At 61.0% G+C, this 23,326-nt stretch carries 19 protein-coding genes and 1 pseudogene; 12 read left to right on the forward strand and 8 right to left on the reverse strand.

The genetic code is table 11. The features are described from left to right. Positions 1 to 19: 19 nt before the first annotated feature. Positions 20 to 1,399, forward strand: coding sequence for a 3-deoxy-7-phosphoheptulonate synthase class II (locus tag PSV05_RS00620; protein ID WP_300059952.1), 1,380 nt, complete (start codon positions 20 to 22; stop codon positions 1,397 to 1,399). An 8-nt stretch (positions 1,400 to 1,407) separates the two neighbouring features. Continuing rightward, the gene (locus PSV05_RS00625; RefSeq protein ID WP_300059955.1) at positions 1,408 to 2,403 is read left to right on the forward strand and encodes a hypothetical protein; all 996 of its coding nucleotides are present in this window, start codon (positions 1,408 to 1,410) and stop codon (positions 2,401 to 2,403) included. Here the strand turns inward: PSV05_RS00625 and PSV05_RS00630 are convergent, their stop codons facing one another. The 3 genes from PSV05_RS00630 to typA all read right to left on the reverse strand — a co-directional run bounded on the left by PSV05_RS00630 (position 2,404) and on the right by typA (position 6,565). Beyond that, a complete protein-coding gene (locus PSV05_RS00630; protein ID WP_300060104.1) occupies positions 2,404 to 4,035 on the reverse strand; it encodes an amidase in 1,632 nt (543 codons plus the stop codon). Between the two features lie 115 nt (positions 4,036 to 4,150). Then, on the reverse strand, positions 4,151 to 4,648 hold the full coding sequence (locus PSV05_RS00635; RefSeq protein ID WP_300060106.1) for a DUF2127 domain-containing protein: 498 nt from the start codon (positions 4,646 to 4,648) through the stop codon (positions 4,151 to 4,153). 87 nt (positions 4,649 to 4,735) lie between these two features. Continuing rightward, the gene (gene typA, locus PSV05_RS00640) at positions 4,736 to 6,565 is read right to left on the reverse strand and encodes a translational GTPase TypA (RefSeq protein ID WP_300059958.1); all 1,830 of its coding nucleotides are present in this window, start codon (positions 6,563 to 6,565) and stop codon (positions 4,736 to 4,738) included. A 106-nt stretch (positions 6,566 to 6,671) separates the two neighbouring features. Between typA and PSV05_RS00645 the strand changes: the two genes are divergently transcribed. The 5 genes from PSV05_RS00645 (at position 6,672) to PSV05_RS00665 (ending at position 10,278) form a co-directional block, all read left to right on the forward strand. After that, entirely contained in the window at positions 6,672 to 7,166 is a 495-nt protein-coding gene (locus tag PSV05_RS00645) for a peptidylprolyl isomerase (protein ID WP_300059961.1), read from the forward strand. A 193-nt stretch (positions 7,167 to 7,359) separates the two neighbouring features. Continuing rightward, entirely contained in the window at positions 7,360 to 8,559 is a 1,200-nt protein-coding gene (locus PSV05_RS00650) for a pyridoxal phosphate-dependent aminotransferase (RefSeq protein WP_300059964.1), read from the forward strand. A 115-nt stretch (positions 8,560 to 8,674) separates the two neighbouring features. After that, complete coding sequence (locus tag PSV05_RS00655) at positions 8,675 to 9,658, forward strand: malate dehydrogenase (RefSeq protein WP_300059967.1); 984 nt, start codon at positions 8,675 to 8,677, stop codon at positions 9,656 to 9,658. A gap of 180 nt (positions 9,659 to 9,838) precedes the next feature. Then, entirely contained in the window at positions 9,839 to 9,982 is a 144-nt protein-coding gene (locus PSV05_RS00660; protein WP_300059970.1) for a hypothetical protein, read from the forward strand. Then, positions 9,979 to 10,278: a hypothetical protein gene (locus PSV05_RS00665; protein ID WP_300059973.1), complete on the forward strand. Its 300-nt coding sequence runs from the start codon at positions 9,979 to 9,981 to the stop codon at positions 10,276 to 10,278. The genes PSV05_RS00660 and PSV05_RS00665 overlap by 4 nt, the downstream gene beginning before the upstream one ends. Here the strand turns inward: PSV05_RS00665 and PSV05_RS00670 are convergent. Then, positions 10,249 to 11,274, reverse strand: a pseudogene (locus tag PSV05_RS00670) (IS3 family transposase). The gene PSV05_RS00665 and the pseudogene PSV05_RS00670 overlap by 30 nt on opposite strands. Before the next feature lie 65 nt (positions 11,275 to 11,339). On the opposite strand from PSV05_RS00670, the gene PSV05_RS00675 reads away from it, so the two are divergent. From PSV05_RS00675 to PSV05_RS00695, 5 genes are all read left to right on the forward strand, one after another. Then, positions 11,340 to 11,786 carry a hypothetical protein gene (locus tag PSV05_RS00675; RefSeq protein ID WP_300059975.1) on the forward strand — a complete coding sequence of 149 codons (447 nt, stop codon included), beginning with the start codon at positions 11,340 to 11,342 and terminating at the stop codon, positions 11,784 to 11,786. 108 nt (positions 11,787 to 11,894) lie between these two features. Further along, entirely contained in the window at positions 11,895 to 12,173 is a 279-nt protein-coding gene (locus PSV05_RS00680; RefSeq protein ID WP_300059978.1) for a hypothetical protein, read from the forward strand. A gap of 277 nt (positions 12,174 to 12,450) precedes the next feature. Then, entirely contained in the window at positions 12,451 to 14,193 is a 1,743-nt protein-coding gene (kaiC, locus tag PSV05_RS00685; protein WP_300059983.1) for a circadian clock protein KaiC, read from the forward strand. Then, positions 14,190 to 14,480: a circadian clock KaiB family protein gene (locus tag PSV05_RS00690; RefSeq protein WP_300059987.1), complete on the forward strand. Its 291-nt coding sequence runs from the start codon at positions 14,190 to 14,192 to the stop codon at positions 14,478 to 14,480. Before kaiC ends, PSV05_RS00690 begins: the two co-directional genes overlap by 4 nt. Then, positions 14,477 to 18,031: an EAL domain-containing protein gene (locus PSV05_RS00695; RefSeq protein ID WP_300059990.1), complete on the forward strand. Its 3,555-nt coding sequence runs from the start codon at positions 14,477 to 14,479 to the stop codon at positions 18,029 to 18,031. Before PSV05_RS00690 ends, PSV05_RS00695 begins: the two co-directional genes overlap by 4 nt. 94 nt (positions 18,032 to 18,125) lie before the next feature. Here the strand turns inward: PSV05_RS00695 and PSV05_RS00700 are convergent, their stop codons facing one another. The 4 genes from PSV05_RS00700 to PSV05_RS00715 form a co-directional block, all read right to left on the reverse strand. Continuing rightward, positions 18,126 to 18,524 (reverse strand): response regulator, encoded by a 399-nt coding sequence (locus PSV05_RS00700; protein ID WP_300059993.1) that lies wholly within the window; start codon positions 18,522 to 18,524, stop codon positions 18,126 to 18,128. Then, positions 18,524 to 20,686, reverse strand: a complete 2,163-nt coding sequence (locus tag PSV05_RS00705) for an ATP-binding protein (RefSeq protein ID WP_300059996.1) — start codon at positions 20,684 to 20,686, stop codon at positions 18,524 to 18,526. The genes PSV05_RS00700 and PSV05_RS00705 overlap by 1 nt, the downstream gene beginning before the upstream one ends. Beyond that, positions 20,679 to 21,680: a diguanylate cyclase gene (locus PSV05_RS00710; RefSeq protein ID WP_300059999.1), complete on the reverse strand. Its 1,002-nt coding sequence runs from the start codon at positions 21,678 to 21,680 to the stop codon at positions 20,679 to 20,681. Before PSV05_RS00710 ends, PSV05_RS00705 begins: the two co-directional genes overlap by 8 nt. A 181-nt stretch (positions 21,681 to 21,861) precedes the next feature. Next, a complete protein-coding gene (locus tag PSV05_RS00715) occupies positions 21,862 to 23,325 on the reverse strand; it encodes a dihydrolipoyl dehydrogenase (RefSeq protein ID WP_300060002.1) in 1,464 nt (487 codons plus the stop codon). Position 23,326 lies beyond the last annotated feature (1 nt).

The following is a 23,326-nucleotide window of genomic DNA, read 5'->3' on the forward strand; positions in this document are numbered from 1 at the left end:
CATCCCCCTGATTATCCCCATGCCGAACGCGCCTGCCATCCTCACTCCCGACGCCGAAACCTGGGCGCCTGACAGCTGGCGCGCGCGGCCTGCGCTGCAACTTCCGACCTATCCGGATCCCGCAGCCCTTCAAGGTGTGCTGGAAGAACTACACGCGCTGCCGCCACTGGTGACGTCGTGGGAAATCCTCGCACTCAAGCAGCAACTGGCCGATGCACAGGACGGCAAGCGCTTCCTGCTGCAAGGTGGTGACTGCGCGGAGACCTTCGCCGAGTGCAATTCACCGGTGATCTCCAATCGCCTGAAAGTGCTGCTGCAGATGAGCGTGGTGCTGGTACACGGGCTGAAGTTGCCGGTGGTTCGCGTCGGCCGCTTCGCAGGCCAGTACGCCAAGCCGCGTTCGGCGGACATGGAAACGATTGGCGATGTGACCTTGCCGAGCTATCGCGGCGACATGGTCAACGGACCAGCGTTCACCGCCGAGGCGCGAATCCCGGATCCGCGGCGCATGATCAAGGCGCACGCACGTTCGGCGATGACCATGAACTTCGTGCGCTCGTTGATCGACGGCGGCTTCGCTGACCTGCACCACCCGGAGTATTGGGACTTGGGCTGGGTAGGAAAAGCCGAGTTGGCAGAGGAATACCAGCGCATGGTTGGCGCGATTGGCGATGCGGTGCGCTTCATGGAAACGCTGTCCGGCGCGCAATTGCACAACGTCAATCGGGTCGATTTCTATACGTCGCACGAAGCGTTGCTGCTGCCGTACGAAGAAGCGCAGAGCCGGCAGGTGCCACGCCAGCACGGCTGGTTCAACCTCAGTACACACTACCCGTGGATCGGCATGCGCACCGCTGCGCTAGACGGTGCACACGTCGAATATTTCCGTGGTGTCCGCAATCCAATCGCGATCAAGATCGGGCCGTCAGTCAATCCGGACCAGCTGTTGCGGCTGATTGATGTGCTCAATCCCGATGACGAGCCCGGCCGCCTGGCTTTCATCCACCGGATGGGCGCTGTGCATGTGGCCAACAAACTGCCGCCGTTGCTGGATGCGATCAAGCGCGATGGCCGCCGCGTCCTGTGGATCTGCGATCCGATGCACGGCAATACCGAAGCCACCAGCAACGGCTACAAGACGCGTCGCTTCGACAATATCCGTGGCGAGCTTGAGCAGTCATTCGACCTGCATGCCGCTGCCGGAACGCGCCTGGGTGGCGTGCACCTGGAGCTGACCGGCGAGGACGTGACCGAATGCCTGGGCGGCGCGCGCGAATTGACCGAGCGCGACCTCGAACGCGCATATCGCTCCACCGTCGACCCGCGCCTGAACTATGAGCAGGCGCTGGAAATCGCGATGCTGATCGTGCGCAAACGCGGCCACATCGCCAGCGCATGATCGGCGCCTTGCTGCGGACCAGCCTGACACTGGTGTTGCTCGCATGCGTCTGCACGGCGCAAGCGGGTACGAATCTGCAACTGCAGGAAAGTGGCGTCGATGTGCGTCTTCGTGGGATTTCAACAGTCGATTCAAGCATCGCCTGGGCCAGTGGTCAGAAAGGCACGGTGCTGCGTACTGTCGATGGCGGCGCGCAGTGGCAGGCGGTGCATGTGGACGGCGCCGAGACACTGGATTTCCGCGACGTCGAGGCGTTCAGCGCCGAGGTCGCGGTGGTACTCAGCATCGGGCCAGGTGAAGCCTCGCGCGTGTACCGCACCGAAGATGGCGGCTGGTCGTGGACACTTGCGCTGCAAAACCAGGATCCGCGCGGTTTCTTCGACTGCATGGCATTCGAGGGCGAGCGTGGCTGGATGCTTGGCGACCCGGTTGATGGGCGCTACCAGCTATTCGCCACCGACAACGGCGGTCGCGACTGGCGACAGCTGGCAAATGGCCCGCGAGCGGAAACGGACGAAGCGGCATTCGCCGCCAGTGGCACCTGCATCGCGCGCCTGCATGGCGCATTGGCCGTTGCCAGTGGTGGCGCTAGGGCACGTGTTCACATTTTGCGCGATGGTCAGCAGGAATGGCAGACGGTCGACACCGGCATGGCACGGCGCAAGTCGGAAGCCGGCGTGTTCTCCGTCGCGCTGTTGGCCAAGGGCTGGTTTGCGGTTGGCGGTGACTATCGTGGCGAGTCCATGCCGGGCAATGCCGCCATCGGCACGGGCGAGACCGTCAAGCGGATCATCGCGCCACGTGGCTATCGCTCGGGTGCGGCTTGCGTGGGCGACACACTGCCATGCATTGCGGTCGGGCCGTCCGGCACCGACCTGTGGGACGGCAATCGCTGGCATGCGCTGGGCGATGTCGGATTCGACGCCATCGACCTGCACGGCAATATTGGCTGGCTCAGTGGCGATGCGGGACGGATCGCCCGCATCGTCATCGACGATGACTGATTACTTCTTCGGTTCGAAACTGACCGTCGGCAGGAAGTGCGGCGCCTTGCGCGCCTTGGTCGCCTGCTCGAACGCATAGCCCAGCTCCACAAGTCGCGCTTCGCTCCAGGCTGGGCCCATGAAGGTGATGCCCAATGGCAGGCCGTGGCTATCCCCCATCGGGATCGTGATACTGGGCGTACGTGCAACCGCAGCGGCGCCATAGCCGCTACCGGTGGAATGGTCGGCATTGATAAGGTCAGTTGGCCACGCAGGCGACATCGACGGTGCCACCAGCGCGTCGAGGTTCTGCTTCTTGAGCGCGGCCATGATCCCGTCAGGGCCTGCCAGCTTGCGTGCCTTGTCACGCGCAGCGATGTAGGCGGCATCGGTCAACGGGCCCTTGGCATTTGCCTGTTCGAAGATCTCCTGACCGAAGTAGGGCATTTCGGTAGCGGCATTGGCCTTGTTGAATTCGATCAGGCCGGTAAGGGTCTTGATCGGTGCATCGCTGGCAACGAGATAGGCCTCGAGGTCGGCCTTGAACTCGTACAGCAGGACCTGGTATTCGGCGTCATCCCACTTGCCTGCGGTCGGAATCTCCGCATCGACAACGGTGGCGCCAGCGGCCTTGAGCGCGGCAATAGCGCGTTCCATCGAAGCGTCCACGTCGGGCTGGTAGCCCATCAGCTTGCGCACCACGCCGATCCGCGCGCCCTTGAGCGCATCCGCTTTGAGATGAGTCGTGTAGTCGATGGCGTCGGGCGTCGTGCGTTCCGCCGAAGCGGCATCATTCGGGTCGGCTGCGGCAATCACGGTCAGCAGCGCCGCGGCATCGGCGACGTTGCGGGCCATCGGTCCGGCGGTGTCCTGGGAATGCGAAATCGGGATGATCCCGCTACGGCTGACCAGGCCCACGGTCGGCTTGATCCCGACCAGGCCCGCGACCGCAGATGGGCAGATGATGCTGCCGTCGGTTTCGGTGCCGATGCCGACGCTAGCCAGGTTGGCGGCGATCGCGGTACCGGTGCCGGCGCTTGAACCGCAGGGGTTGCGATCCAGCGCATAAGGGCTCTTGGTTTGCCCGCCGCGACCGCTCCAGCCAGAAGTTGAACGGGTTGAACGGAAATTGGCCCATTCACTGAGGTTGGTCTTGCCCAGAATCACTGCGCCGGCTTCGCGCAGGCGCTGGACCAGGAAGGCATCGGTCTTCGGATGATGATTGGCGAGCGCCAGCGAACCCGCCGAGTTCACCATCGGCATTGCATCGATATTATCCTTGAGCAGCACCGGAATGCCGTGCAGCGGTCCGCGCAATTTACCGGCCTTGCGCTCGGCATCCAGCGCGTCGGCATCCTTCAATGCATCGGGATTGGTTTCGATCACAGCGTTGAGCATCGGCCCGGCATCGTCGATCGCCGCGATGCGATCCAGATAGGCTTGGGTGAGCGCGCGGCTGCTCAGCGAGCCATCCGCCATCTTCGCCTGCAGCGAGGCGACGTCGGCTTCTTCGAACGCGAAAGCCGGAGCTGCCGCGGTTGATGCGGGCTTTGATGCAGCATCCTGCGACGGCGCTTGCTGTGACGGAGACTGCGAAGTGGCTTGGCAGCCAGCGAGCAGCAGCAACGAAATGGTGAGCGACAGGCGATGCATGGGCGCGAACTCCTTGAGGAATCCGCCAAGCATCGCCGCTACCGTTGGCAAGGGCAACTCGGCGACATCGATCAAGTCGCGCCAACTCAGTCCGAGTCGGCGTGGTTGCGTCAGTTCAGCGGCGACGCACGAACAGATCGTGTGCCAACACCCAGACCACGATCACATTGATCAGCACCACCACTGCTTCCAGCCAATGGCGATGCGTGGCAAACGCGTAGATGTCGAAGGGCAAGTACAGCGAGGCTGTGATGCAGCCGAGGAATGATGCCCAGGCCTTGGCCCGCCACAGGCCCCAGCCTTCGACGATGTGCAGGATGCCGTAGAGCAGCACCACGAATGCCGCGAAGTGCACCACGCCGGGATTGATGGACTGCGCCAGCCAGGCCATGGCGCCGTGGTCTGGATCGAGCTGAAAGCGGGCGATTAGCGCGTGCGCCCAGCGTTGCAGAGGTGCCGGACCAATGATTTCAAGTCCACTGGCAGCAAGCAATGCCAGCACGCCCTTGACGCCTTCCACCAGCGCAATCAGGTGCAAGCCCGGATGCGCATGCGGATCCGGGTTGTAGTGCGGCCCGTTTGGGTGCTGCTCGCTGTCGTGTTGCTCGCTCATGCCGCTGCTGGAGTCCGAAGCAGCGGCCATGATGCCAGCGATGCTTCACTGGCGTGCGAAAAGCGCATCGAGTTGATGCGCCTGGCCTCAGGCGGCGCGCGAGGCGCGCTTGCGGTCGGACTCGGTCAGTGCCTTCTTGCGCAGGCGGATTTCCTTCGGCGTGACCTCGACCAGTTCATCGTCCTCGATGAAATCCAGCGCCTGCTCCAGCGTGTACTTGATCGCCGGGGTCAGCTTGATCGCATCGTCCTTGCCCGAAGCGCGCATGTTGGTCAACGGCTTGGTCTTGATCGCATTGACGGTCAGGTCGTTGTCCTTGGAGTGGATGCCGACCAGCTGGCCTTCATAGACGTTGTCGCCTTCGGCCGCAAAGAGTTTTCCGCGCTCTTCCAGCGGGCCAAGCGAATAGGCCGGCGTGGCGCCCGGCGCATTGGCGATCATCACGCCGTTCTGGCGTTTGGCAATGGCGCCGGTTTCCTTCGGGCCGTAATGGTCGAACACATGGAACAGCAAGCCCGATCCTTGGGTCAGGGTGCGGAATTCGTTCTGGAAGCCGATCAGGCCACGCGCCGGGATCATGTAGTCCAGGCGCACGCGACCCTTGCCGTCGGATTCCATGTTCTTCAGCTGGCCCTTGCGCACGCCCAGCTTCTCCATCACGCCACCTTGGTGAATTTCCTCGATATCGACCACCAATTGCTCGACCGGCTCCATTTGCTGGCCGTCGATGTCCTTGATGATCACTTCCGGGCGCGACACCGCCAGCTCGAAGCCTTCGCGACGCATGTTCTCGATCAGCACCGACAGGTGCAGTTCGCCGCGGCCGGAGACCAGGAACTTGTCCGGGTCGGAGCCTTCTTCGACCTTCAGCGCGACGTTGTGCAGCACCTCGCGCTCCAGGCGCTCGCGGATCTGGCGGCTGGTGATGAACTTGCCGCCGCTGTGTTCCTTGCTGCCGGCGAACGGCGAGTTATTGACCTGGAACGTCATGCTGATCGTCGGCTCGTCCACGGTCAGCGCGGGCAGCGCTTCCGGGGTATCCAGCTGACAGATAGTGTCGGAGATGCTGAGGTCGGCCACGCCCGAGATGGCGACAATGTCGCCGGCTTCGGCTTCCTCGATTTCCACGCGCTCCAGGCCCATGAAGCCGAGCACCTGCAGCACCTTGCCTTGGCGCTTCTTGCCGTGGCGGTCGATCACGCTGACCGCCTGGTTGGTGCGCACCTTGCCGCGCTGGATGCGGCCAACGCCGATCAGGCCTACGAAGTTGTTGTAGTCCAGCTGGCTGATGCGCATCTGGAACGGGCCGTCCGGGTCCACGCTGGGCGCCGGCACATACTGCATGATCGCTTCGTACAGCGGGGTCATGTCGCCTTCGCGCGCAGCGTCATCCAGGCTTGCATAGCCATGCAATGCAGACGCGTAGACGATCGGGAAATCGAGCTGCTCATTGGTCGCGCCGAGCTTGTCGAACAGGTCAAACACCTGGTCGATCACCCAGTCCGGGCGTGCACCCGGGCGGTCGATCTTGTTGACGACCACGATTGGTTTAAAGCCCATCGCGAACGCCTTCTGCGTCACGAAGCGCGTCTGCGGCATCGGCCCGTCCATCGCGTCGACCAGGATCAGCACCGAGTCGACCATCGACAGCACGCGCTCGACCTCGCCACCGAAGTCAGCGTGGCCCGGGGTGTCCACGATATTAATGCGGTTACCGTTCCAGGTGATGGCGGTGTTCTTGGACAGGATCGTGATGCCACGTTCCTTTTCCTGGTCATTGCTGTCCATGACCCGTTCGGCAAGCATCATGCGCTCGTTGAAAGTACCTGATTGCTTGAGCAGGCAGTCGACGAGAGTGGTCTTGCCGTGGTCGACGTGGGCGACGATGGCGATATTGCGAAGGCGTTCAATGGACATGCGTAATGCGTGCCGGGTTCAGCCAGCACGGCTATCTGGGAAAGGAAGCCGGCTATTATAGCGGGCTGCGGCGCCCGCCGTATGACTCATTCCAGCAGGAGCCAAAATGTCCCTGAACGCCATCTTCGAGACCCCCCGAGGCCCGATCAACGTCGAGCTGTACCCGGACAAGGCGCCGCTGACGGTCGCCAACTTCGTAAATCTGGCCAAACGCGGCTTTTACGACGGCCTGTCATTCCACCGCGTGATCCCGGACTTCATGGTCCAGGGCGGTTGCCCGCAGGGCACCGGCACCGGTGGACCTGGCTACAAGTTCGAGGACGAAACCACTAACGGCGTGAAGCACGAGCGTGGCGTGCTGTCGATGGCCAATGCCGGTCCCAATACCAACGGCAGCCAGTTCTTCATCACCCACGTGGCCACGCCGTGGCTCGACGGCAAGCACACCGTGTTCGGCAAGGTGATCAGCGGCCTGGACGCGGTAGACGCGGTGAAGGGTGGCGACGAAATCACCTCGGTCAAGATCGAAGGCGATGCCGACGCAGTGCTGGCCGCCAAGGCCGATCGCGTGGCCGAATGGAACAAGATCCTGGCCGCCTGATCCAGCAACATGCGAGTCCCGACGGGCGGCCCTTGGTCGCCCGTTTTCGTTGCCGCAAGTCGCACGGCGCGCGGTGCGATGCCGGGATATGCACTGTGACAGGGGCAGGCAGCGCGGGGCTGCGTGGTAACATTCCAAGGCTTGATCCAACGTCCCAGCCGCCTTGCGCGGCTCCTAGCCTGAGGTTCCCCCGATGCCCCAACTCGCCCGGCGCATGGGTCGCGCCAAGCCCAGTGCCATCATGCAGGTCGCCGACAAGGCCAAGCGGCTGAAGGCCGAAGGCCGCGACATCATCAGCTTCTCGATCGGCGTGCCGAACTTCCTGCCGGGTGAGCATGTCTATGCCGCCGCGCGCGAAGCACTGGAGAAGGACAGCGGCCAGTACGGCAGCAACCGCGGCAGCGACGCGCTGCTGGACGCCTTCCTTGCCCACATCGAACAGATCGGCTTGACCGGTTATGGCCGGGTCAACTGCGCGACCGGCATCGGCGCCAAGCACATCATCTATAACCTGGCCGAGGCACTGCTGGATGAAGGCGACACGATCACCTTCCCGGTGCCGTATTGGACCAGCTACCTCGACATCGCCGAGATCGTGAACGCCAAGGTCGACCTGCTGCCGTGCCCGGCGTCGCAGGACTACAAGATGACCCCGGCGCAGCTCGATGCGGCGCTTGCGAAGAAGCCGAAGGTGTTCCTGTTCAATAACCCGTCCAACCCGACCGGCATGGTCTACACCAAGGCCGAGGTCACTGCGCTGGCCGATGTGCTGATGAAATATCCGGACACCTGGATCATCACCGACGACATCTACAACCGGATGCTGTTTGACGGGCTCGAGTACACCAATTTCGTGATGGCGCGCCCCGAATTGCATGACCGGGTGATCTTCATCGACTCCCTGTCCAAGACCTATGGCATGCCGGGTTGGCGTGTCGGCTTCATGGCCGGGCCGGAATCGGTGGCGCAGGCGGTGGCAGTGTTGAATTCAAACCACATCACCAATATCCCGGAGATCGTCAGCGCCGCCGCGATCGCTGCATTGTGCGGTCCGCAGGATGTGCCGACGCAGAAGAACGCCGAGTTCCAGGCCAAGCGCGACCAGGTCATGGCGGTGATGGATGCGATCCCGGGTATTGTTTGTCCGCGGCCGCAGGGCGCGTTCTACGTGTTCCCGGACATCAGCGCGTATTTCGGCAAGTCGCATGGCGACACGCTGGTCAGCAACGATGTCGATTTCTGCAACATGCTGCTGGAAACCAAGGGCGTTGCCTGCGTGCCGGGTTCGGCATTCGGCGAGCCGCGCGCTTTGCGCATCAGCTACACCTGCCCGACGCCGCAACTGGCACCGGGCCTGGCCCGCATCCAGGAATTCTGCGCCGAGCTCAAATGACGGATCGTGCCGTTCATCCTTCGACAGGCTCAGGGCGAACGGTTGCACGCAACGGATCTGAAAAGACCGTTCGTGGTGAGCCTGTCGAACCACGAACGTCCACTAGGAGATGCCAATGAAACCCCCCATCCGTGTCGCAGTCACCGGCGCCGCCGGCCAGATCGGTTACGCCCTGCTGTTCCGCATCGCTTCCGGGGAAATGCTGGGCAAGGACCAGCCGGTCATCTTGCAGATGCTCGAACTGCCGCTTGAGAAGGCGCAGGCCGCGCTCAAGGGCGTGATGATGGAACTGGAAGACTGCGCGTTCCCGCTGCTGGCCGGCATGGTCGGCACCGATGACGCCGACGTCGCGTTCAAGGATGCCGATGTCGCGATGCTGGTCGGTGCGCGTCCGCGTGGCCCGGGCATGGAGCGCAAGGACCTGCTGCTGGAAAACGCCAAGATCTTTACTGCACAGGGCGCCGCACTGAACAAGGTCGCATCGCGCGACGTGAAGGTGCTGGTAGTCGGCAACCCGGCCAATACCAATGCCTACATCGCGATGAAGTCGGCGCCCGATCTCAACCCGGCCAACTTCACTGCGATGCTGCGCCTGGACCACAACCGCGCGCTCAGCCAGCTGGCAGGCAAGGTCGGCAAACCGGTGAGCGAGTTGCGCAAGCTGGTGGTGTGGGGCAACCACAGCTCGACGATGTATCCGGATTACCGTTTCGCGACTGTCAGCGGCGCCTCGTTGAAGGATGCGATCAACGACGCGGACTGGAATGCCAATACCTTCATCCCGACGGTCGCCAAGCGCGGCGCGGCAATCATCGAAGCACGTGGCCTGTCGTCCGCGGCATCCGCGGCGAATGCCGCCATCTGCCATGTGCGCGACTGGGTGCTGGGTACTGATGGTGAGTGGGTGACCATGGGCGTGCCGTCCGATGGCAGCTACGGTATTCCGGAAGGCGTGATCTATGGCGTGCCGGTGACCTGCGTCAATGGCGTGTACACCCGTATCGAAGGCCTGCCGATCGATGACTTCAGCCGCGCGGCGATGGACAAGACCTTGGCCGAGCTTGAGGAAGAACGCGCGGGTGTTGCTCACCTGCTGTAATCGATAACGCCGCTGACGCGTTGCAAAGGGCTGGCCATGTGCCGGCCTTTTTTGCGTTTGTGATCAAGACAACCTGCTTCCGGTTGGGACCGGGCCGGATGTCCACGCAATGCATACTGCGTGCAGGGGAAGCCGCAGGCGGATGCCGAGGCTAGGTCACCCATTCGGCTTAATACGCCAATGTCCAACGGTTTGCAGGATGCAACCGACGCCATGAACGAGGGGAATTCGATGGTGCAGTCGGGGCGAATCGCCGCGGCGCGTGACGTGCGCGACCTGCAGAGCGAGGCACGGAACCTGTTCCCGCGGCGGCGTCGGCCATGATCCTTCGCCGCCTATCGCAATCACTCAAACAACAGAACTGGACGGCGATCTGGATCGAGTTCGTGCTGCTGGTGGTCGGTGTATTTCTCGGCATCCAGCTGGCGAACTGGAATGAAGAGCGCACCGAAGACATTCGGGCGCAGGCCTACCTGACGCGCATCCAGGACAATCTGCAAGCGGACGTGCAATTGATCGAGCGTCGCCAGATGTTCTGGGGCGAGGCCATCCACTATGGCAAGGGCGCGATCCATTACGCCGAACGGGTTCTACCCCGTTTCCACGGACTGTTGGGTTAAGAGTCTAAAGGCCTGATCTTGTGCGTCCAGCCTGCGCTGCATACGCGGGTTATGGAAGCGTTCGACGTAATCAAACACATCACTTCTTGCGTGGGCCAATGTCAGGTAGCGACGGCGATGCACGCGTTCGCGCTTGAGCACCCCGAAGAATCCCTCCATGGCTGCGTTGTCACCACAGTGGCCCACCGCACTCATGCTGCTGGTGATGTGGTGGTCCTTGAGAAACTTCTGGTAATCCGTACTGGTGAACTGCGTGCCGCGATCGGAGTGCAGGATCACGGGGTTGCGATCAGGGCGTTGCCAGCAGGCCATCATCACGGCCTTGAGCACCATGTGTCGGTCCTGCACGGGTGACATGGACCAGCCAATGATTTTGTTGGAGAACAGGTCCAACACCGCACACAAGTACAGCCAGCCTTCGCCGGTCTTGATGAAGGTGATGTCGACCACCCACTTGGTGTTCGGTTCCAATGCCTGGAAGTCGCGTTCCAGGTGATTACGCACATATGCCGGCCGCATGCCGGAGGGTTTGCGCCGCCACTGCCGCTTCTTTGGCACGCCGAACAGGCCCTTGCCGGCCATGAGACGTGCTACGCGGTTTGGGCAAGCGCTTTACCCAGTCGTGGAAGCCGCTGGGTGAGACCTTCAGGCAACGACACATGAGCCGGACCGGGTACTCGCTGCGGTGACGTCGGATCGCCTCGTACCTCAAGACGATTCCTTGGCAAAGAACGCCGCCGCATCTCGCAAAAAATCCCGCTCCTTCTTCACCCTGACCAGCTCAAGCTTGAGTGCCAGCAACTCCTGGTCTCTGGCCGTGCCTGCGCCAGGGAATGCCTTCTGTTCACCCGCATCCAGTTCGCGTCGCCAACGATGCAACTGATTGGCACGTATCCCCACGTCCCGAGCAACCTGGGAAACGCTCGTCCCAGGTAGCCTGGTCAGCCCAACCGCTTCACGCTTGAACTCGCCGCTGTACTTCTTCCGCTGTTGCATGACACTCCTCCTGCCCCATCATGGGGCTTAACTGAAGTGTCCGTGGTATCGGGGTAGAACCCGCCGTGGCCTACATCGCCGCGGCGTTCGCGTTGCTGCAGGGCGTCGACATCGTGGATCAGCAGTTCGGCTGGCCGGAAACACTGCAGCGCGGCATTATGCTGGCGCTGGTCTTGGCCAATCAGCGCCGCTACCGCGAGAGTACCAAGGAGATGGCGCGGGCCCTTGCGCTGGATCCGAACGATGTCACCACCAATTTCTGGAATGGCACCATCCTGGTCATAGTGGGCTATCGCAAACGGGGAGCGGCAGCCCTCGATCACGTGCTGCAACTCGATCCACTGTTACCCAATGCCCTGGTCTGGCGAGCTCGCATCCACACTGCTGATGGTGATTTGGAAATCGCCGAGCGTCAGTTGCAACGGGCTGCCGAGGGCGGGCATAGCTTTGTTGGCCTGGGCCAATACAAGCTGGATCTTGCACGCGGCGACCATGCCGCTGCGGTCACGTAGCTCACCAAGGGGTTGCGTTATTTCGGCCAGGGTTTTTCGTCGTAGGCAGCCGGGATCTTTGCGCGTAGTTGTCTGGGCGATGCCGCCGCCAAGCGGGAGGCCATGCGCTTGATCAACGACTATCTGGCGACGAAGCCGAAGGTGCTGTCGGGCATCGTCCCTTACGTGCTGATCTGCTCGGGTGAGGTGGACCGTGGTTTCGCGTTGTCGCAATCGGCGCCGACCAACAACGATTCGCTGCTGCTGTCGGGCCTCTTCAGCGGAGAGCAACCTGAAGTGCTGCCCACACCGGCATTCACGAAATTCGTGCTGACCGACTACTGGGATGAATTAGGTCGGTCGAATTCCTGCCGCAAGAACGACGCAGGCGAATACGTCTGCAAGTAGGGGCGGCGAATCACCTCAGGCGCCCGGTCTGCAGTCGATGCAGCGAAGCGGTGGATGCGGGTCCATGCCCAGCGCTTTCAGAAGCAATTCCGTGCCCTTGCGCGTCATCACATGTAGCGCTCGGCACCAAGAGGATAGTCCCCATTGAGGACAGTTGGCGGTCAGCTCTATCAGCGATTCGATCCAGGCCCTTGCTTGTGATTACATGTTGCAAGTAGTGGTCCCCTAGCTTAGTTGATTATTTATGCCGCCTGTCAATACACAAACTGGTGGAAAAATGAAAGCACTCCGCGTACCGCCGGGAAAATCCGTCAGCAAAGCACCCACCGGCATCATCGGACTGGACGAGATTACTGGCGGAGGCTTGCCGCGTGATCGCACAACCCTACTGATGGGTGGACCGGGTTCTGGCAAGACTATCTTCTCGCTGCAGTTCCTCGTCCACGGTGCACTGAATTGCGGGGAGCCTGGCATCTTCGTTGCCTTCGAGGAAACCTCCGAGCGCATCATTGCCAATGCCGAGAGTTTTGGTTGGGATCTCGCCAAGCTCAGTCAGAAAAAACTGATTTTCATAGATGCCAAGCCCCAGGCGGACATGATCCAGTCCGGGAATTTTGATCTTGGCGGCTTGCTCGCCGCACTCGACGCCGCAGTCAAGGCGACAGGCGCAAAGCGCATCGTCTTCGATGCGCTCGACGTCCTGTTGGCGTTCTTGCCCGATCTGGCCGCGCGCAAACAGCAAACATATGAACTGCACGAATGGCTGTTGTCACATCAACTCACCGGCATCATCACTACGAAAACGGACAAGGAAGAAGCCACGTCGCTTAACAAGCAGCAGTTCGGTTTCATGCAGTTCATGGTCGATTGCGCGGTCATCCTTAACCACCATGTGGTTCTCGGCGTGTCGCAGCGCAATTTGCGCGTGCAGAAGTATCGGGGCTCCAGCTTTGACGAGAACGAAGCGCCATTCTTGATCGGGGCTAGCGGCCTTCAGGTAAGCGCAACGCGCACGGTAAATCGCCAAGTACGAAAGGTGACCAGCGAGCGCGTCACCAGCGGCATAGAGCGACTCGATACGATGCTGAGTGGCGGCTACTACCGAGGCGCCAGCGTCCTGATCACCGGCTTTCCCGGCACGGCCAAGACGACGATTGCCGCTGCCTTCGCCGAGGCGGCCTGCGAACGGGGGGAGCACACTGCGTTTGTAAGCTTCGACTCGGATGCGAACGAGGTGATCCGCGACTTGGCCTCGGTCAACATCCGGCTCGAACGATTCGTCAAGAACGGATGCCTGCTCGTGGCCTCTGCCCGAAGCATTACCGGTAGCGCGGAAACTTACCTGGATCGCATCAAATCGCTGGCGATCGAGCACGCTGCGCGTTGCCTCGTGATCGATCCAATCTCCACCTGGTCGCAATCGGGCAACGACTTAAAAGTGCATAGCGTCTCGGAGCTGTTGACCGACTGGGCCAAGGCCCACGGCATCACGCTGGTCTGCACCAGCAATGTCGACGAGGCATCGCAAACCGAGCGAGGCCAGACGCTGCAGATTTTCACGCTCGCCGACACCTGGATCCAGCTCAGCTATCTGATGCAGGCCGGCGAGCGCAACCGTGGATTGTCCATCGTCAAGTCGCGCGGCACTGCGCATTCCAACCAGCTACGCGAGCTGATCTTGAGCGACGAAGGGGTGACTCTGGCGGACATCTATTCAGCCGGGGGCGAAGTGTTGATGGGAACGATGCGCTGGGAAAAGGAAAGCGCCGAGCGCGAAGCGCACGAAACAGCCAGCGTTTTGGCAACACTGAAACATGTCAACCTCGATGCGGAAGAAGCCGAACTGGAAGTGCGATTGAAGGCGATCCAGGTAGCGCTCGAGGCCAAGCGCGTCGAACAAGCGCTGTTGGCCACCACGATCCAGAGCCGCAAGGGTGATCTGTCACGCGGTCGTACCCGAATCAAGGAGTTGCGAGGCGCCGATGCGATCAAGCCCGAACGCAAGGCGAGGAAGCCATGAGTCGTCTGGCCATCTACAAATTCAGGCTCTACGTGGCCGGAGAGGGACCAAATTCCGCGCAAGCACGTGCGAACTTGGCAGCGATTTGTCGAGAATATTTGCCTGATCGTCACCAGATCGAGATCATTGACGTCATCAACGACCCCGAGCGAGCCTTGGCAGACCGCATATTCATGACCCCCACGCTGGTCAAACTGGCGCCACGCCCTGTCCAGTGCATTGTTGGAACACTCAGTCAGAAACAGATCGTCCTGCAGACCATGGGGATGGAATCCATAGACGTATGAATCCAGTCAAACCCAACTCATTGCTGGATCACAGCGAGGAAATCCACGCGTTGATCGAAACGCTGCACGCTACCGAGCAGCGTCTTGAAGAACTGACGGCGGGAGAAGTTGACACGGTTTCGAATCTCGCAGGCAGGACTGTGATGTTGCAGCATGCGCAGGAGCAACTGCGTCAAAACGAAGCGGTCAAACAGGCTGCCATCCTCAACGCATTACCGGCACATATCGCATTGCTTGATGCCCAGGGCGGCATTGTTTCGGTGAACGAGACATGGCGTCGGTTCGGGAGTGCGAATGACTTGCTGAGCCCGAAATTCGGAGTCGGCTTGAATTACGTCGAGATATGCGACAACGCCGATGGAGACAATGCAGCCGAAGCCCAGGAAGCCGCTTTCGGTCTTCGTGCCGTACTGGCTGGCGCGAGCAATCATTTTTCGCTCGAGTATCCCTGTCACTCGCCCAATGAGCAGCGCTGGTTTCAGCTGACCGTGACACCGGTGGCCGATGGCATGTCACTCGGCGCCGTGGTCATGCACCTCGACATCACCGAAAAACATCATGCGGAGAAGCGACTCCGCGACCTGGATCAGAAATACCGCACGGTGTTCAAAGCCTCCAGCGATGCCATCATGATCCTGGACGAAAATGGCTTCTCCGAGATCAATGATGCGACCTTGCAGATGTTCGGCTGCAAGGCGAACGGCGAATTGCTGGGCAAACACCCCAGCGAGGTATCGCCGCCTACCCAGCCCGGTGGCGAAGATTCGGTAGAGCTGGCCAGTAGACACATGGCCAAGGTGTTCAGAGGGGGGAGCCTTCAGTTCGAGTGGATGTTCCGTCGAATGAATGGCATCGATTTCCTGACCGACGTACTGCTGACCGCGATGGAGTTGGATGGCAAGCAGGTGGTGCAAGGCACCGTGCGCGACATTACCCGGCGCAAGGCAACCGAGGAGGAATTGACCTACAAGAGCACGATGTTGCAGACCCAGATCGAATCCTCGCTCGACGCAATACTGGTCGTTGACGAAACGTTACGCATCATCTCCTACAACCGAAATTACGTTTCCCTGTGGCAGCTGCCTGAGAGTCTTGTGGCTACCGGCAACCACGAGCTGATACTGCAGACCATCCTTGACCAGATCGAAGACCCCGTCGCATTCGCTGCCAGGGTCCACTATCTGTATGACCATCGCGACGAAAAGAGTCGCGAGGAAGTCCATTTGAAAGACGGTCGGCTGATTGACCGTTACTCGGCCCCTGTCACCGGCGCAGATGGCAAATACTACGGCCGCGTCTGGTATTTTAGGGATATTACCGAAAGCGCGAAATCAGCGGCCGATTTGCTCGAGTCGCGGCAAATGCTGCAGCTGGTGCTTGACACCATTCCATCGCGGGTATTCTGGAAAGATACTGAATTAAATTTTCTCGGCTGTAACAAATCCTTTGCGATCGACGCGGGATTCAGGTCGGCCGAGGAACTTGTTGGCAGGAACGATCTGGAAATGCTCTCGCTAGACAGAGCCAAATCATATCGCTCAAACGACCAGCTGGTTCTGGACGGCGGCAAGGCCATACTCGGCATAGAGGAATCGCAACCCACCTCGGACGGAAAAATCGGCTGGATACGGACCGACAAGGTCCCCATGACCAACGCCAAAGGAGTAATCACTGGAATATTGGGTACCTATGAGGACATCACCGAGCGAAAGGTGACGGAGGAACGCATCAAATACCTCAATCGGGTCTTTGTGGTCCAGACCGGCATCAACTCACTCTTGTTGCGCGTACAGAACCGAAATGAGTTGTTCAGGGAAGCGTGCAACATCGCCGTCGATTCGGGCGGGTTCAAAATGGCCATGCTGGGCATCCTCGATCAGGACACGATGCGGATCATCCCGGTCGCAGCCGCAGGCAAGGATGAGGAGCTGTTGAGCTCCATCCGCAACGTCCTGAATTCCGACGAGCTCGCCGCAAACACGATGTTCACGCGGGTTCTCCGTGAGAAAAAGACCATCGTGTCGAACGATTCGGCCAACGACACCCAGCTCATCTTTCAGAAAAACTACGCGGAGGCCGGGATTCGCTCGATGGCCATCTTGCCGTTGCTTGCATCGGGAAAGGCAATCGGCGCGCTTGCCCTGTATGCCAGTGAGATTGAATTCTTTCATGACCAGGAAATGGCGCTCCTGACCCAGCTGACCGACGACATCGTGTTCGCGATGGATCACATTGGACAGCAGGAGAAGCTCAACTACCTCGCCTACTACGATTCGCTGACTGGACTCGCTAACCGCAGCCTGTTTTTCGAGCGCGTGACGCAATACCTGCGCAGCGCGGAAAGCGGCGGGTACAAGCTCGCCATTGGCCTGATTGACCTTGAGCGTTTCAAAAGCATCAACGACAGCCTGGGCCGGTCGATGGGCGACGTGTTGCTGAAGCAAGTGGCGGCGTGGATGACGCAACGAGCGGGAGATGCCAGCCTGCTGGCGCATATCAATGCCGATCACTTCGCTGTCGTGCTGCCGGAGGTGAGCTCGGATGGCGACTTGGCAAAACTGATGGGACACCTGCGGGATTCTTTCCAGGGCCATTCCTTCCGGCTCAATGAAATCGCTTACCGCATTGGCTTCAAGGCTGGCGTCGCGGTATTTCCGGATGACGGCACTGACGTCGACACCTTGTTCAAGAATGCCGAAGCAGCGCTGAAGTTGGCCAAGACGGGCGGCGACCGGTATCTGTTCTATACGCAGGAAATGACCCTTGCGGTGGCGGAGAAGCTCGCGCTTGAAAACGAACTTCGCCGTGCCATCGACAACGAGGAGTTCGTGCTTCATTACCAGCCCAAGGTAGATCTGGCGACTGGCATGGTCACCAGCGCCGAGGCGCTGATTCGCTGGAATCATCCGCGGACAGGGCTGGTACCGCCGGGTAAGTTCATTCCCATCCTGGAACAAACCGGGCTGATCCATGAAGTGGGTCAGTGGGCCCTGCGCCAGGCGATCGCGGACTACCTACGCTGGCGCCGCGCTGGTCTGCTGGGCCTGCGTATCGCGGTGAACGTGTCGCCGTTGCAGTTGCGAAACCAGGAGTTCATCGCCGAGGTCGCGCAGGTGATCGGTATCGAACCAGGTGCATCGGCCGGCTTGGAGCTGGAAATCACCGAAAACCTGATCATGGAGGACGTCGGGCAAAACATCGCCATCCTCAAGACGCTGCGCGCCATGGGCATCACGGTAGCCATCGACGATTTCGGCACGGGTTACTCATCGCTCAGCCACCTGGCCAGATTGCCCGTGGACACGCTCAAGATCGATCGCTGCTTTGTCACCGACATGGCGATTTCCTCGGAAGGCCTGGCGCTGGTATCCACGATCATTACCCTGGCACATTCCATGAAGCTCAAGGTCGTAGCCGAAGGTGTCGAAACCGAGGAGCAAAAGCGGCTACTGCAGTTGCTGGGCTGCGATGAAATGCAGGGGTTCCTGTTCAGCAAGGCAGTGCCGGCGGATGAGTTCGAAGCACGCTTCTTGATGCAACGAACACACTGATTCGAAATGAGCACAGCAGTCGGTTGGCTGGAAATGCCTTCAATGCGGCATGGTGTTGGCGATGGTGCCGGGCTTTTCCTCTCCCTATCCGCTGCTAGATCCTGGCCCGCAGGCCTTGGTTGATCGATTCCACGAGCGCCTCTGCGTTCCATGGTTTGGCAAGGAAATCATGCAGCCCCGCTTCGTGGCGGGCACGATCGACGGCGGCGGTCTCGGCATGGCCGGACAGCATGATCTTGACGACCGACGGGAACCGCTTGTGCGCCTCAATCAGGAATTCATCACCCTTCATGCCGGGCATCAGCCAGTCCGACACGATCACCAGCAAGGTGTGGCCTTCTTCGGCCAGCTCGTCCAGCAGCTCCAGCGCTTCTTCGGCGCTTTCGGCCACATCGATCAAGAAATCATTGCCGAACGCGCGCCGAAGCTGGTCCTTCAACGCCGTCAGCACGATGATTTCGTCATCCACGCACAACAAAATTCCCTTGTTCATTATCCGGCTCCGTCGATCGGTAGATGCACGGTGAAGGTACTGCCACGCCCGACTTCACTTTCCACGGTAATCCTGCCCCTATGCTTTTCCACGATCTTGCGGACGATGTCCAGCCCCAAACCAGTGCCTTCGCCCGTGGCCTTGGTGGTGAAGAAAGGTTCGAATATCCGCTTCTGCACTTCAGGCGATATGCCGCAACCGGTGTCGCTGATCGACACCAGTGCGTCGCCGTTTTCCTGGCACAGGCTGATAGTCAGCGTGCCCTTGTGGTCCATCGCCTGCAGCGCGTTGTGAATCAGGTTGGTCCAGACCTGGTTGATCTCGTCGGGCAGGCAGCGCACCAGCGGGATCTCCTGGAATTGGCGGACAAGCTCGGTGCCGTGCTTGATCTGGTTCTGGTAAATGGTCAACACCGTCTCCAGTCCTTCGCTCAGGTTCGATTCCGTCCACACCTGAACGCCGCCGAAGCGTGAGAAGGACTTCAGCGCGAAGATGATCTTGGCAACCCGGTCCACCGCCGTGTTGATGTTCCCGGCGTTGGTGGAAATCGTGGAAATCCCGTAGGCGGTTTCCAGGATGCGGTCTGCGGCCGGATGCCGCAGCAGTGGCAGCATCTGTTTGAGGTCGGTGTGGGATTGCAATTGCACCAGCAGGTCGGCGTGATGCCGCGCGTGGTCCAGGCCCAGGGCCTCGAGTGCCGTGGTCACCTCACGCACGACGGCGCGTTCCTCGCGCGTACTGAGCATCTTCTTGGGCTTGTTCGCGCGTTCCACCAAGGCGCTGAAGCGCTCGCGGTCGGTTTTATCGAGATCGTCAAGCAAGGCCGGCAGGCCGAGCAGGGCGCTGTCGAGCGCATCGGAAATATTGTGGCCGCTGGATTTGATCGCGCCGATCGGGGTGTTGATCTCGTGCGCCACGCCTGCAATCAATTGGCCAAGCGCGGCCATTTTTTCCGAATGCACCAGATGCGCTTCGGCCTGGTGCAGGTCTTCCAGCGCCTTGGCCGCCTGTTTGCGTGCCTTTTCGGCGACAGCGAAGGCATCGGCGTTGGCCAGCGCAATCGCAGCGAATGCGGCGGCCGATCGGAACACTTCCAGCTCGCGTTCGTGATAGGCGTCAGCCTGGTGGCTTTGCACGGTCACCACGCCTATGCGGCGGCCGTTGGCGATCAGCGGACGGAATACCGCTGACAGGATCGGCGTGCTCTCGTTGAAGCAGCTGGCGCTGGGTGCATCGGCAAGTTGCGTTTCGTTGAACAGGGTCAGTTCGCGGTCCTCGCGGAACGTCAGTACCGCCAGCGAGGTCGGGTGGTCGAGTGGAAACGAGCTGGGTTCGTCGATCAAGCCGTCCTCCACATAAAACAGGAAGTCGAGCGCATCGCCCGCCGGCGAGAGCAAGGCGACGCCGAACACGTCCACCGGCAGCAGGGCGGAGAAGCGTTTCTCCAGCGTCCGGCAGATGGCCTCGGTGTCCAGGCTTCCGGTCAGGTCCTTGCCGATGTTGCCTACCAGCCGCAGCGTTTCGGCCGACACCGCAAGATCGTCCATCGCACGCTTGAGTGCTGCGTTGGCCTGCCAGCGCGCCGCCGTCGCCGCCACGTGGCTGGCCACGAAATTGAGCAGGTCCAGGTCGGCCTGCGTGTAGGTGATGTCGGCGCTATAACTTTGCACGATGATCAATCCGTACACTTGGTCCTGCGCGATCAGCGGTGCGCCCATCCAGCTGTTGAAGTCGACGACGCCGCGAGCGGCCAGGATCTCGCCCTGGTCGACCAGCGACTGGAACAGGTCGTTATCCATCAGCCACGGGAGGCGTGTGCGGATCACCAGCGAGGAAATGCCCTCGCCATAGGGGAAGGTCTCCTTGACCTGGCTCAGGTCCTCGTCCACCAGGTATTCCTGGCGGATCAGCCCATGCTCGGCATCGTAGGTGGCGATGATGAAGTTCTTGGCATACATCAGCCGGCCGACGATTTCGTGTAGTTGGGCGTAGTGTTCGTGCTCCGGACTGTCTGCGGTCGACAGCGAAGCGATCTCGTAAAGGGCGCGCTGCAGGGACTCGCCCTGGCGGCGTTCGGTCACTTCACGTTCGAGCTCGACCACGCGCTGCGTCAGCTGCGCGACGCTCGCCGGTTGCCGTGTGCTGGCTTCGGACTCAGTCAATTTCAATCTCCACGCGATTGCGGCCGCTGTTCTTGGCGCGATACAGGGCGGCATCGGCGCGGCCGAGCAGGCTGGCCACGGTATCGCCGTCCCGGTAGGAGGCCACTCCAAAACTCGCAGTAATCGGGTCCACCCCGGCGAAGGCATGGCCTTCGATGGCAGCACGCAGGTTTTCCGCCGCGGCGAGCCCGCCGTCGCGCGTGCTGTGCCGGCAGAGCACCACGAACTCCTCGCCACCCAGGCGGCCCACGGCGTCGGAATCACGGGTGCTACTGCGCAGGATGTCAGCAACGCCGGCCAGCACGATGTCACCGGCACCGTGGCCGTAAGTGTCGTTGACCCGCTTGAAGTGATCGATGTCGACCATGATGATGGCAAGATCGACCGCATAGCGGCGGCTACGCGCCAGTTCCTCTTCCATCTCTTCGTCGAGCTTGCGGCGATTGAACAGGCCGGTCAGTTTGTCGGTGACCGAGAGTATTTCCAACTGCTGGTTCTTTTCCACCAGCTCCTGGGTGCGCGCCGCCACCAGTGACTCCAAATCAGCGTTCATCTGGCGCAATTTTTCGTTTTGTTTGATCAGGTCGCGTTCCTGCTGGTAAGCGCGGATTGCCGCGCGCACAGTCAGCACGATGTCCTCGTTGAGGAAGGGCTTTTCCAGGAAACGATACAGATTGGCTTCGTTGATCGCACGCTTGACGCCGCTCACGTCGCTCTGTCCGGTCAGCAGGATCTTCACCGTGTTCGGCGAGCGTTCGTGCAGGCGCACCAGCAGTTCGTCGCCACGCAACCCTGGCATCATGAAGTCGGAGATGACCAGACTCAGTTCGCGCCCCTGCGCGCGAAGTTCAGCATCGATCTCTAGGGCCTCCTCACCGCTTTCGGCGAACTCGACCTGCAAGTGCTGGCCGAAATTCGTCGCCATCATCGTACGAAGTGCACTGAGTACAGTCGAATCGTCGTCTACGCACAGAATGATGTCGCAGTTACCCATGCGCCGTTCGCCTCAGGGTTCCGTTGCATTCAGTAGAACAGAATGCGCCGCCAGGGGCAGTCGGCACGTGAACGAGAAGGCCGAGTTGTGACCGGATTCGACAATTGCAAGCTTGAGCTAGCCCACGTGCGTCGATCCGGGCAGACGCTCGGTCACTCATGTCGTACTGGCGCCTACTGGCTCAGGCGCCTGGCCCGCAATCGATGCAATGCAACGGCGGATGCGGACCCATGCCCAGGTCTTCCAACAGCATTCGCAGTGCGGTGCGCAGGCCTTCCTCGATCACCGGGTGATAGAACGGCATGTGCAATACCTGTGTCACGGTCATCCGCAACTGGATCGCCCAGGCCAGCAGATGCGCAAGATGTTCGTTGTCCGGGCCGATCATCTCCGCGCCCAGCAAGAGTCCGCTGCCGTTTTCGCCATAGACGCGCAGCAGGCCCTGGTTGACCAGCATCACCCGTGAGCGGCCCTGGTCCTCGAACGAGACTTCGCCGGTCGCGAAGTCCACCCCATCCTTGATCAGTTGCGCGTGGCGCTGGCCGGCGAATGCGGCCTGCGGGTCGCAGAACACGATGCCTAGCTCTGTGCGTCTGGTGTGCTTGTAGACCATGGGGAAACTGGCAGCATTCTTGCCGGCCAGATGGCCTTCGTCGGCGGCCTCGTGCAACACCGGCATGTCATTGCTCGCATCGCCGGCGATGAAGATGTGGCTGCTGCCCGCCTGCATGCTCTGCGGATCGAACATAGGCACGCCTCGCGCATCCAGTTCCAGTCCGGTATTGGCCAGCCCCAGTTTGTCGACGTTCGGAACTCGTCCCGTGGCTGCGAGCAGATAGTCGAAGCGTTCGCTGCGGGCGCTTGCATCGTCGTCGGTGAAATACACGATCACGACATCACCGTCGCGTTCGACGCGTACGTCGCGCGCATCCAGGCTGGTCGGCATTTCCGCGCCGATGATCTTTTTTGCCACGTCGCGCACCGCCGGATCGCTGAGCCCGGCGATACTGCCGCCGCGGCCAAACAGGCGCACGCGTACGCCCAGCCGATGCAGGGCCTGACCCAGCTCTACGCCGATCACCCCAGCACCAAACACCGCGACCGAGTCGGGCAGGTCCTGCCAGTCGAATACATCGTCATTGACCACCAGGCGATCACCCGCAGCACGCAACGATTCCGGAATGCGTGGCCGCGATCCGGTCGCGATCACGATGCGGCCGGCGCGGAGACGTTCGAACGGCGGCTTAGTGCCATCGCTGGCCGCACTCAATCGCAGGGTATGCGGATCTTCGAACACGGCATGCGCACGCACCACATGTTTCTGGTCGAAATCATCCACCGCATCTTTCACGAAGCCGACGAAGCGGTCGCGTTCCTCGCGCACGCGTTTCATCACGGCGCGGCCATCGACCTTCCCGGCATCGCTGTGGATGCCGAAGGCGGGCAGGGCGGATAGGTGATGACGAGCCTCGGCCGGGGCGATCAGCAACTTCGACGGCATGCAGCCCACGCGCGCGCAGGTCGTACCGAATGGACCGCCCTCGATCAGCGCGATGCGATCAGTCTGCTTGCGCACCTCACGATACGCACCCATGCCGGCGGTGCCGGCGCCGATGATGGCGATGTCGACTTCGTGCATGCCCATC

The sequence above is a fragment of the Thermomonas sp. genome (genome assembly GCF_029945965.1).
GTDB lineage: Bacteria > Pseudomonadota > Gammaproteobacteria > Xanthomonadales > Xanthomonadaceae > Thermomonas.